Consider the following 11,122-nt stretch of genomic DNA (forward strand, 5'->3'; position numbering starts at 1 on the left):
TCACCCAGACGGGGCGCGTGGGGAAGAGCGCGGGGGTCGTGTGAAGCAACAGTCACCGCAGACGCCCCCGCCGGGCACCCGGTAGTACAGGCAGCAGCTGCGGCGGCGGAAGGCGGTGCCGGTCAGCGTGCCGGTGTCCGCGAGGAGGGGGTGGGTGAACAGCTCGGCGGTGAGGGCACGCGCGCGTGCCGCGACGTCCGGGCGGCCGTGTGTACGGGCCCAGCGGTCCAGCTGACGGGCGGCCCCGGCCAGCGCCGACGCCGAGTTGCCCCGCAGCAGGCCCGCCGCGACCGGGTGGCGGGCGCGCAGTGCCGCGGCGAGCGGCTCGAGGTGCCCGTCGAGGACCGTGGCGGCCACGGTGGCCGCGTCCCCGGGCCGGGCCCGGACCTCGGTCAGCCACAGGTCGTCCGGGGCGGCGGCGTCCGGGTCCCAGCGCAGCAGGCGCGGCGCGAGCCCGGGGATGCTCCCGTAGAGAACGGCGCAGCCCAGCGTCACCGACCACAGCCGGGCCGCGAGCCCCTGCTGCGTCACGGAGGCCGCGATCCGGTCCTCGGGGGCGCGCAGCGCCTCGGTGACCTTCCGGACGCGGAAGGCCAGCGGATCTCCGTGACCGTCCGGTGCCCCGCCCGCGGAGGTGTCGCCGTAGGCCCGGGCGAGGGTCGGCAGCGCCCGCGCCGGGTCTCCTGGGCTGCCCGACAGGGGGCGCAGGGCGAAAAAGGGGCCGAGCGGGCGGAGCGCGGCGAGATCGGGGTCGAGGTCCACGAAGTGCAGTAGTACCAAGGCTGTCAGGGGTGCGTGTCGGGGGGATCCCTGGTCCGTCACCCGCCTGAGGGAGGACAGCGGGCCCGCAGTACTCCATCGGTAGTAGGACTTATTGCGTGCTTAGGGACGACGACGGGAACAGATCGACAGGGCATCGTGTTTGTCATGAGAGCCGACCGTTCGCCGCGCCGGGCCCCGCGCCCCCGCCTCACGCAGAGGAGCAGCTCATGAGCGCCCTCGCGTTGTCCGTGGTCCTGTCGCTCGTCTCCGCTGTCGCGTACGCGGCCGGGGCGATCGTGCAGGAGCAGGTCGCGCTGTCGTCGCCCGACGAGCAGTACGCCCCGCTGCGGCGTCCGGGCTGGTGGGCCGCGGTGGCGCTGAACGGTCTCGGCGGACTGCTGCACGTGGTTGCGCTCGCCTACGGTCCTCTCAGCCTGGTCCAGCCGCTGGGCGCGCTGACCATCGTGTTCGCGCTGCCCATGGCCGCGCTGTTCGTCGGTCGCAGGGCCGGGGCGGCGGCCTGGCGGGGCGCGATCATGGCGACGGTCGGACTGGCCGGTCTGCTGTCCCTGGTCGGGATGGCCGACGCGCAGTCGCTGAGCACCCCGCAGCGGGTCGCCGTGGCCGTGGTCACCGCGGGTGCGGTCGTCGCCCTGATGGTGGCCGGGCGGGCCGCGCACCGGCATCCGGCGGTACGCAGCATGCTGCTGGCGACCGCGTCGGGCATAGCGTTCGGCATGTCGTCGGTGTTCACCAAGACCGTCGCGGTCGACTGGACCGATGGCGTCTCGGTGGCCGACGTCCCGTCCCTGGCCGTGATCGCCGTGCTGGCCACGGCCGGCATGCTGCTGTCCCAGGCCGCCTACCGTGGCGCGGGCCTCGCGGCCCCGCTGGCCACGCTGACGGTGGTCAACCCGGTGGTGGCGGCGGCGGTCGGCATCACGATGTTCGGCGAGACCTTCCGCTACGGCACCACGGGCACCGTGCTCGCCCTGGGCTGCGGTGTGGTGGCGGCGGGCGGTCTCATCCTGCTGACGACCGAGCGCCTCGAGGGAGAACGGCCTCGGACGGCGCCGGCCGGTCTCCCGGCCGCGCGCACCCGGCCGGAATCCGGTACTGCCACGGCCCCGGCGGCCGAGGAGATCGACGGTGCGACGTCCGCAACCGGGTTCCCGGCGCGGCAGGTCGCGCCGCTCCCGGAGAACGCGCGGCTGATGGAAGCGGCGCCGGTGAACGTGCGGCTGACGGAAACCGCTCTGGAGGATCTGCGGCTGACGGAAGGGGCGCTGGAGGACCTGCGGTCGGTCGCGGCGGCGCTCGAGGACGTACGGCCGGCGGAGGTGCGGGAGGAACGGCTCGTACCCGCACCGGCCGCCGGGGAGGACCGATTCGAGGAGGGCCCGCCCGGCGCGGACGTGCCTCCGTCCTTCTACACCCCCTTGTACGGAGGGCTGTTCGTCCCGATGCCGGTCGTGGACCGGCACCGGGAGCGGGTCAAATCCTGACGCCACCGGCCCGTAGATACGCCACCGGGTCGACGTCCGTGCCGAAGCCGGGCCCCGTCCGCACCTCGAAGTGCAGATGCGGGCCCGTGCTGTTGCCGGTGGAGCCGGACCGGCCGATGCGCTGCCCGCCGCTCACCGACTGCCCGTCCCGTACGGAGATCGCCGACAGGTGGGCGTACTGGGAGTAGCGGCCGTCGGCGTGCCGGATGACCACCTGGTATCCGAAGGAACCGGCCCAGCCCGCGCTCACCACCTCGCCCGCCGATACCGCCTTCACGGACGTGCCGGTGGCCACCGGGAAGTCGACGCCGGTGTGGTAGCCCTTCGACCAGGAGGAACCGGTCGCGTGGTAGGGCGTTCCGGTGGAGGCGCCGACGGGTGCCACGAGGGGATGGCCGGTGGTCGCCTTGTGGTCGGCGTCCTTGGCCTTGGCGCTCTTGGCCGGCTTGCTCTCCTTGGCGCCCCGGGAGGTCTTCGGTTTCTGCGTCCGGGGCCTGGTGCTGCCCGGGGCCCTGGTCGCGGCGCCCGCCCGCTCGCTCAGGCTGAGCCGCTGGCCCGGGACGATCAGGTCGGGGTCGCCGCCGATGGTCGTGCGGTTGGCGGCGTAGAGCCCCTGCCAGCCGCCCTTGACGTCCTCGGTGTCCGCGATGGCGGAGAGCGTGTCGCCGCGGACGACCGTGTACACCTCCGCGGTGCCCGCCCGGGACTGGGGCGTGCTCTGGGGACGCACGTCGTCCAGGGATGTCTTCCTGGTGGACGACTGCGACGACGACCGGGCGGACGGCTCGGCGGACGGCTTGGCGGACGTTTGGGCGGGCTTCGCCGACGTGCCGTCCGGGTGGATGCCGGGGGTGTCCCCGCCCCGGCTCAGTCCGGCCCGCACCGAGCAGACGGGCCAGGCTCCGGGCCCCTGTCCGTCCAGCACCTTCTCGGCCACGGCGATCTGCTGGTCTCGGGTGGCCAGATCCGCACGGGGCGCGTACCGCGTACCGCCGTACGCCTCCCAGGTGGACTGGGTGAACTGGAGTCCGCCGTAGTAGCCGTTGCCGCTGTTGATGTCCCAGTCGTTGGTCGACTCGCACGCGGCGACCTTGTTCCAGGTGTCCACGTCTGCCGCCTGGGCGGAACCGGTGGCCATGAGCGGCAGCGCCATGCCCGCACCGCCCGCCGTGACGGTGAGCGAGGCGCGGTTGATCCTGTTCGGCTGATACCGGCGGTGCCGGCCGCGTACGGCCATGGAGGTCCCCCTCGACAGTGCGTCAGGAGGGGCAAAAGTAAGGGCGGCGAACAGGCCATGACAAGACGACAACCGGCCGCTCCGACTCGCGGGCGACGGCGGGACGCCCCGCGCGGGAATCCGGCCGCGGACCCGTCAAGATGGTCCTCAGGACGATACTGACCGGATGCACGGGCACACCCCTGAAGGAGCCAACCGTATGAGCACGTCAGCTCAGATCGGCGTCACGGGACTCGCGGTCATGGGCCGCAATCTCGCCCGCAACTTCGCACGCAACGGCTACACGGTCGCGTTGCACAACCGCACGGCGGCGCGGACGCACGCCCTGGTGGAGGAATTCGGCCACGAGGGCGAGTTCGTCACCGCCGAGACCGCCAAGGAGTTCGTGGCGGCACTGGAGCGGCCCCGCCGCCTGGTGATCATGGTGAAGGCCGGTGAGCCGACCGACGCGGTGATCCACGAGTTCGCCCCGCTGCTCGAACCCGGCGACATGATCATCGACGGTGGCAACGCGCACTTCGCCGACAGCCGCCGCCGCGAGCGCGAACTGCGCGAGCAGGGCATCCACTTCGTCGGCACGGGCATCTCCGGTGGGGAGGAGGGCGCGCTGCACGGCCCGAGCATCATGCCGGGCGGCTCGCCGGAGTCGTACGAGTCGCTGGGCCCGATGCTGGAGAAGATCTCGGCGAAGGCGGCGGACGGAACGCCCTGCGTCACGCACATCGGCCCGGACGGGGCCGGTCACTTCGTGAAGATGGTGCACAACGGCATCGAGTACGCCGACATGCAGCTGATCGGCGAGGCCTACCAGTTGCTGCGCGATGTCGCCGGGTACGAACCGGCGCAGATCGCGGACATCTTCCGCACCTGGAACACGGGCCGCCTCGACTCCTATCTGATCGAGATCACCGCCGAGGTGCTGTCCCATGTGGACGCGGCGACGGGCAGGCCCTTCGTGGACGTGGTCGTCGACCAGGCCGAGCAGAAGGGCACCGGCCGCTGGACGGTGCAGATCGCGCTCGACCTGGGCGTTCCGGTGTCCGGGATCGCGGAGGCAGTCTTCGCCCGGTCGCTGTCGGGTCACGCGCCGCTGCGCGAAGCCTCGCGCGACCTGGCGGGACCGAAGGCGTCCGCCCTGGGCGAGGCGGAGGCGCAGGCCTTCGCCGACCGGGTGGAGCAGGCGCTGTACGCCTCGAAGATCGTGTCGTACACGCAGGGCTTCCACGAGATCGCCGCGGGCTCCGAGGAGTACGGCTGGGACATCGACCTGGGCGCCGTCTCCGCGATCTGGCGCGGCGGCTGCATCATCCGCGCGGCCTTCCTCGACCGGATCCGTGCCGCGTACGACACGCGGGCGGACCTTCCGAGCCTGCTGTCCGACGCGACGTTCGCCTCGGAGATCGCGGCGGCGCAGGACCCGTGGCGTGAGGTGCTGGTGGCCGCGACGCTCCAGGGGGTGCCCACGCCCGGCTTCGCGGCGGCGCTCGCGTACTACGACGCGTTGCGCGCGGAGCGGTTGCCGGCGGCGCTCACGCAGGGGCAGCGGGACTTCTTCGGCGCGCACACCTACCGCAGGGTGGACCGGGAGGGGGCGTTCCACACCCTGTGGGGCGGGGACCGGTCGGAGGTGGACGCGTAGCCCCGTCCCGCTCCGGGCGACCGCGGCGGGCCGCGTGCGCGGTGGACAGGAGCGGCGGCGGGCGGTGTCGAGCCGCCCGCCACCGCTGTGCCGGGTCAGGTGTTCCGGCGGGTCAGGTCAGGGGCGGGCCGGGTTCCGGACCGGGAACCGGCTCCGGGCCCGGCGGGATCGGGGACGGCGACGGGTCCGGGGCCGGTACGGGCTGCGGAGGCGTCGGTCTCGGGCCGGGCGGTTGAGGGCCGGGCGGTTGCGGCTCGGGCATGGGCACCGGGTTCGGGAAAGGATCCGGCGGGACCGGGTCCGGGCCGGGCGTCGGTCCGGGCGGGACGGGGTCGGGGTACGGGTCGGTCATCGTGTCCTCCGGCCGCTTGGGGGCTTGATTCTGAACTACTCCCCCGCGTACCCGGGGCCGCCCCGGGCACTCACCCGGACGGCTCGACCGGCCCGTCGCCCCGACGGTGTCCGTCCGGACAGCCGGTGCGACGACCGTGGCCAGGGGTCCCGTGCCCCGTCGGACGGAACGTCAGAACCGGCCGGGGTGCGCGCGCAGCCAATCCCTGGCGGCCCGCAGCAGCTCGGGGTCCGCCGCCGGAGCCTCGTCCGGGTGGCGTTCGGCCCACTTGACGACGTACGGGCAGAGCGGCGCCACGGGGATGCCCTCGCGCCCGGAGGCGGCGTACAGCTCCCGCGCCAGCGACCCGGCGATGCCCTTGCCCTCGTGCGCCGGCTCGACGATGGTGTGCACCGGGACCAGGGCGGGCGCGGGCGACTCCAGGACGAAGTACTCGATGTGGCCCACTACTTCGCCGGCGTCACCGAGGGCCTCGAGGCGGCCCGCCGCCCGGTCGTCGCGGATCTCGATGTCGCTCATGGGCACTCCCGGTGCGATGGGTGCGAGGGCTGCTGCGGTCAGACCGACACTGCCTGCGGGCTGCGCTCCTGGTCGGAGCCCGGTACCGGCTCCGAGGGGTCCGCTCCCAGGGCCACGATCCGGTTGTCGCGGTCCACGTGCACGACCCGCGGCTCCAGCACCCGCGCCTCCGCGTCGGTCACCTGAGCGTAACTGATGATGATCACCAGATCACCGGGGTGCACGAGATGGGCGGCGGCCCCGTTGATCCCGATTACACCGGAGCCGCGCTCCCCCTCGATGACGTACGTCTCCAGCCGCGCCCCGTTGGTGATGTCGACGATGTGGACGAGCTCACCCGGCAGCAGATCGGCGGCGTCGAGCAGCTCGGCGTCGATGGTCACCGACCCCACGTAGTGCAGGTCGGCCTGGGTGACGGTGGCGCGGTGGATCTTGGACTTGAACATGGTGCGAAGCATTTTCAACTCCTGGAAGACGGCTCCCTGCCTGCTTTGTGCAGGTCAAGGGCGGTGTCGACTGTACACCCGGACACGCCGGTCGAGAATTGTGAGGAACATCGCTCCGCTCGGGCGAGACGGCTTCACGCCTGGGCTTTCGCGCCGCACCGGCGCCTGTTCAGGCAATCCTCCAGGAAAGCCCGGCGACTCATGCTGACCGGATGCTGACTTACCTGATGAGCCATCAAAGATGCGGAGACCACTCTGCCCACGGACGACGTGCCTCCACGCACCGACCTGTCGGGCACCGACATCGCTCTGGTTCGTGGAACACGGTCCCTTTGGCCGTCGGCCGGTCGGCGCTCGACCGCCCCGGAAGCCGGCTCGCTGCCTTCCGCCCGCCCGAGGCCCCCTCGGCAGCGTGGAACTCGCGAGCGAGGCGCGTCCAAGGCGCCGACACCGGCCCGCCCGGGCCAAAGTCCAAGTCCCGCGCCCCTGCGCACTTGCGTGCGCCGCTCCTCTCTTCCGTACGGTCCAGCCGATGGCGAACCGCGCTCGCACAACGTGAAGGAGAGTCGTTGAAGCCGACCGAGGAAGTGCTCCAGGACCTGACCCAGCCCTCGAACGTCTCCGTCCACTCCGACGACGCGCTCGTAGGGAAGGTGAAGGCCGCCATCGCGGCGGACGACGAGAAGCGCAAGGAGAATGAGGACGAGCCGCTCCGCCGGAAGCCCGCCCTCGTCCCGATCCTGCCGACGGAGCTGCCTCGGCACTTCGAAGTGACCCTCTGGGACGTGCTCCACACCCTCGCCCGGGCCACTGCCCTGTCGTGGCGTGGTGCGGGCCGGGGGCTGGCGGAACACTGGGGCGCACTCAAGTACACCCAAGCCCTGGCCGGCGGCCGTGACTCCTTCCTCGGCCTCACCGACGAAGGCCGCCGCATCGCGGACCACTACAAGTCGCTGCAGTCCGGCGAGCTCAGCATCGGCTTCGCGCTCACGCTCACCGAGCACATGCTGCGCAGCCGTTTCCCCGACCATTCGGTGACGATTGTCCCCGCCGACACGGCGTTACGCGCGGGCTGGGCCCTCACCAGCAGGGACAAGGGCGAGAAAGTGAAGTACCGCTATCGTCCCCAGTACTTCGCCGAAGTCTGGCGGCCGGGCGAGCCGTCCCTTGTCATCCCCCTCGCCTGCAAGGGCAACCACAGCGACTCCGCCACCTCCGCCGAGCAACTGGCCTCCGCCTCGGCCCACGCCGAAGCGGTCCACATCGGCGCGTGGAACGAGACCCCCAGCCTGCTGTTCAGCACGCAGCTCCCGACGGACGGCGGCACGATGACCGTCCACGCCCTCCAGGCACGGGGCAGTGGTGGTCGGCTTTCCCCGGCAGAGGGTCGGGAAGCGAACCGGAACGCCCCGCCGTTCCAGGCGAACGTGATGCCGGACATCCACCCGCCGGCCGAGGGCCTGGTGGCACCGGAGCCCGTACGGGGCTGCCACGTGCAACCGAAGGACTACGCCTGGTTCCAGGAGGCTCTGGCCCACACCACCGCGGCGGGCCTCATGGCCTTCACCGGCTCCGGCCACGCCACCGCCCGACACCTGACCGACCGGCAGGGCCGCAAACGCTTCACCGGCCTCGAACACGCGGCCAGCATGAGCATCCAGGACGCCGCCCACACCCTCTTCGGCAACGAGTACGTCGGCACCGACCACGTCTTCCGCCTCAACGGCCCCCGCGTCGAGGCGTTCTCCGGCGTGGACAAGGAAGTCTTCCGACTTCTCGCCAGAGGCGACGTCGAGGAGTACCGCGCCCTCGTCCACGCGAGCCGCGGAGTCCGCCCCCGCCTCACCTTCGACAAGAACTGGGGCGGCCCCGTCTCCGTCCACGCCGACGGCTCTGTCTTCGCCCTGCGACTACTGCCGGGGCAGAACGAGGAACCCTGCGCGTGCTCGTCTCGCTGACGCTCCTCTGAGACAGCAGATCCGTCCGGACGGCCTCTGGGCGGACGACCAAACCACCTGACGGCCAGGAGCGTGGGCCTCGACTCGCGGTGACGGTGTAGGCGCGGGGATGCAGCGCATGCCCTCGCTCACCCGCCCCGAAGGAAGGCCCACGGCAGTGACCGAGCGGCGTACGAGCGGGCAATGGTCAGCTAGTCCACGTTGTACGCCGTATGGCCCGGAGAGTGGTCCAGCGGCCGCACTACCACGGCCGGACGAAGTGGGAGCGGGATGCAGTGTTTGACCGCTACCGCAGCCCGGTTTCGCCGTGAGTCGACTGCTGGGTATCGCTCGGCTGCCCTGCACATCCGCCGTGCAGGGCAGCCACCCACCGGGGACGGCTCCGGGGTGAATCTGCCGGCTACACCGCATCCTCTCGTTGCAACGGCGGTTGCGGGGATGGACACGATGACCGCCTCTCAGGCGTTCTCGTCATGGATCCGTGCCCCCAGATCCTCCGCCCACTCCAGCGCCCACGCCTTGAGTTCTTCGATCTGCCGGGAGGTGAGCCCGTACGCGGTGTAGTCCTCATCCTCGTACCAGTCCGCGCCGATAAGCCGGTCCCGGAGGTCTTCGAGGCTGAACTCGTCGTGGGCGCGACGGCGGCCCAGTGATTCGAGGTCGGCGGTGGAGCGGTGACGGGAGGCAGCCTGGACGTCGATGAGGTCGCGGACGGTGCCGCGGTCGGCGAGGGCACGGACCTTGGTGCCGATCACGTCGTCGAGGGAAAGAACCGGGCCGTAGGGGGTCTGGGCAGGCGGAGCCCAGAAGGCCTCCTTGAGGACGTCGACCTCGCACTCCTCGCCCGTGTCCGGATCGGTGACGAGGAACCGACCGCTGAGCGGATCAGTCTGGACGTGCGTGGTCCGCCATCCGCGCGCGCTGAGACCTGCTGTGAGAGAGGCGACGATCTCCTGCATCGGGGCGGGGTTCTCGGTGGCGACGTCGAGGTCGCGGCTGAAGCGTTCGACCAGGCCGTGGGCCTGCACGGCGTATCCGCCGGTGAGGACCAGGGGGTAAGGGGAGCCGATGTCGAGGATGTCGGCGAGGAGACGCTCGTGGAGCGGGGTGAGCTTCACGCGGCGGTCGTGTCGGACGGAGCGGCGCGGAGCAGCTCGGGGAAGGCGCCCTCCCACACCTCGCGGATGTAGGGACTGACCAAGCGCCGCAGCACGGGCCACTGCTCGGTGAGCAGCCGGTGGTGCAGGAGTGTCACCAGGTCCTCGCGCAGTCCTTCGGCGAGGACGGTCCGGTAGAGCGTCATGCGGGACTTCGGACGGTCCAGGCTGTAGCTCGTCCGCCCGGACCAGACGATGTGGAGCGGCAGGTCCACGTTGCCCTCGACGGGGCCGGCCAGCTCCTGCAGGCGCGCGGGCAGTCGGCTGCGGTAGCGCTCCCGCAGCACCTCGGCGCGGGGGGCGGCGATCGTCGTGTCCATACATCCAGTATCGCTACTGGGAGGCGACAGCATGGCGGATGAGCCCATTCACTCAGGACCCATGTAGCGAACGAGCTGTCGCGTCACGCAGCGAACCCGCCATGCAGAGCCAGGCACCTGTGTCCAGGTCCCCCGTCATGGCCGCCATCTGGTCAGCAACTGGGACGCTCCCGCGCCCGATGCTGACCGTCACGCGGGCAAGAAGGCTCCTCGCCTGCGCTTCCGCCTAACGAGTTGGTGCGTGATAGCGGGTGAAGCGTGTTTGGCCTGGTCGTGGTCTGTTTTCAGGCGTTGATGGTGCGGTCGGGTACGAGGCTGGCGATGGCGCGGTAGGTGTCGGGCAGGCGGTCGGGGCGGTGGGTCCAGCGCGTCAGTTGCTTCCAGCGTTTGTGATCGGCGAGGGCGTGTTCGACGGTGATGCGGTCGGATGAGTGCCGGTGGCGGTCGCGTTCCCACCGTTCGACTCTGCCGGGCAGTGCGCACGGTCGCGGTTTTCTGGGCGGTGTGATTGCTTGTCCGCGGTGGTCGCGGCTCAGGCCGAGATAGCCGTCGTCCAGGAGGACCTCGACGTCGGAGAAGTGCTGGAAGCAGATGGCGACGCCCTCGTTGCGGGCAGCCGTGGCGTCGTGCATACGTCCAGGTCGAAGAGCATCGGTCCATAACGTGCGGCCGCGCCAGTCGGCGATGACGGTGGCCTTCATGATGTTCTGCTTCTTCTTCCCGGAGACATCGCCCAGGCCCCAGCAGTGGCCACCCGGCAACTCAACGCCCGAGCCCGGCCCTGGATCTGGGGGCGGCCGACCCCGCCCACCCGCCAACTACGACGCCGATATGTGTATATCCAATGAGAAATCCAGCACCAGCCAGCCGGAGCAGCTTCCTCACCCAATCGCTTCGACCAGATCTGCCAACAGGATGTCAGCCACCGGTTCCTCGACTACGGCGGTGCCGTAGTCGAACATCTCCGGCCGCGGTCTTGGCGGTTCACCGGCGGATGAACCCCGAGCTTCTCAAGATCCACGACAGAGTCGAGCTCAGATGTCGATCCTGGACCGGTCCAGCGTGGCAGCGGAGCTGGAGATGAACTCCTTGCGCGGCGCCACATCGTTGCCCATGAGCAGGTCGAACACCTGCTCGGCGGCCTCCAGGTCGGAGAGGTTGATGCGTCGCAGGGTGCGGTGGCGCGGGTCCATCGTCGTCTCGGCCAGCTGGTCGGCGTCCATCTCG

General features: G+C 71.1%; 10 protein-coding genes and 1 pseudogene. 3 read left to right on the forward strand and 8 right to left on the reverse strand.

All coding sequences use genetic code 11. The annotated features are described in order from the left end of the window. A complete protein-coding gene (locus ACFWBB_RS14965; RefSeq protein WP_385271084.1) occupies positions 1–762 on the reverse strand; it encodes a (2Fe-2S)-binding protein in 762 nt (253 codons plus the stop codon). A gap of 227 nt (positions 763–989) precedes the next feature. On the opposite strand from ACFWBB_RS14965, the gene ACFWBB_RS14970 reads away from it, so the two are divergent. Beyond that, a complete protein-coding gene (locus ACFWBB_RS14970) occupies positions 990–2,267 on the forward strand; it encodes a DMT family transporter (protein ID WP_385271087.1) in 1,278 nt (425 codons plus the stop codon). Here the strand turns inward: ACFWBB_RS14970 and ACFWBB_RS14975 are convergent. Next, entirely contained in the window at positions 2,257–3,504 is a 1,248-nt protein-coding gene (locus ACFWBB_RS14975) for a transglycosylase family protein (RefSeq protein ID WP_385271090.1), read from the reverse strand. The two genes, ACFWBB_RS14970 and ACFWBB_RS14975, sit on opposite strands and share 11 nt — an antisense overlap. A 199-nt stretch (positions 3,505–3,703) precedes the next feature. On the opposite strand from ACFWBB_RS14975, the gene gndA reads away from it, so the two are divergent. Continuing rightward, on the forward strand, positions 3,704–5,143 hold the full coding sequence (gene gndA, locus ACFWBB_RS14980) for an NADP-dependent phosphogluconate dehydrogenase (RefSeq protein WP_385271093.1): 1,440 nt from the start codon (positions 3,704–3,706) through the stop codon (positions 5,141–5,143). Between the two features lie 523 nt (positions 5,144–5,666). Here gndA and ACFWBB_RS14985 read toward each other — a convergent pair. Together ACFWBB_RS14985 and panD are read right to left on the reverse strand one after the other, a co-directional pair. Then, on the reverse strand, positions 5,667–6,014 hold the full coding sequence (locus ACFWBB_RS14985; RefSeq protein WP_385271096.1) for a GNAT family N-acetyltransferase: 348 nt from the start codon (positions 6,012–6,014) through the stop codon (positions 5,667–5,669). Between the two features lie 38 nt (positions 6,015–6,052). Continuing rightward, complete coding sequence (gene panD / locus ACFWBB_RS14990; protein WP_385271099.1) at positions 6,053–6,472, reverse strand: aspartate 1-decarboxylase; 420 nt, start codon at positions 6,470–6,472, stop codon at positions 6,053–6,055. A 557-nt stretch (positions 6,473–7,029) separates the two neighbouring features. On the opposite strand from panD, the gene ACFWBB_RS14995 reads away from it, so the two are divergent. Next, the gene (locus ACFWBB_RS14995; protein ID WP_385271102.1) at positions 7,030–8,418 is read left to right on the forward strand and encodes a hypothetical protein; all 1,389 of its coding nucleotides are present in this window, start codon (positions 7,030–7,032) and stop codon (positions 8,416–8,418) included. A 458-nt stretch (positions 8,419–8,876) separates the two neighbouring features. Here ACFWBB_RS14995 and ACFWBB_RS15000 read toward each other — a convergent pair whose 3' ends face one another. The 4 genes and pseudogenes from ACFWBB_RS15000 to ACFWBB_RS15015 all read right to left on the reverse strand — a co-directional run. After that, on the reverse strand, positions 8,877–9,536 hold the full coding sequence (locus tag ACFWBB_RS15000; RefSeq protein WP_385271105.1) for a nucleotidyl transferase AbiEii/AbiGii toxin family protein: 660 nt from the start codon (positions 9,534–9,536) through the stop codon (positions 8,877–8,879). Continuing rightward, positions 9,533–9,895, reverse strand: coding sequence for a hypothetical protein (locus ACFWBB_RS15005; protein ID WP_385271108.1), 363 nt, complete (start codon positions 9,893–9,895; stop codon positions 9,533–9,535). The genes ACFWBB_RS15000 and ACFWBB_RS15005 overlap by 4 nt, the downstream gene beginning before the upstream one ends. A gap of 284 nt (positions 9,896–10,179) precedes the next feature. Continuing rightward, positions 10,180–10,626 (reverse strand): annotated as a pseudogene (locus ACFWBB_RS15010) (transposase family protein); the annotation flags it as partial. Between the two features lie 303 nt (positions 10,627–10,929). After that, positions 10,930–11,122, reverse strand: a 193-nt coding sequence (locus tag ACFWBB_RS15015) for a hypothetical protein (RefSeq protein ID WP_385271111.1), incomplete at its 5' end; no start/stop codon positions are given.

The organism is Streptomyces sp. NPDC060000, from assembly GCF_042737375.1.
Classification (GTDB): Bacteria; Actinomycetota; Actinomycetes; order Streptomycetales; family Streptomycetaceae; genus Streptomyces.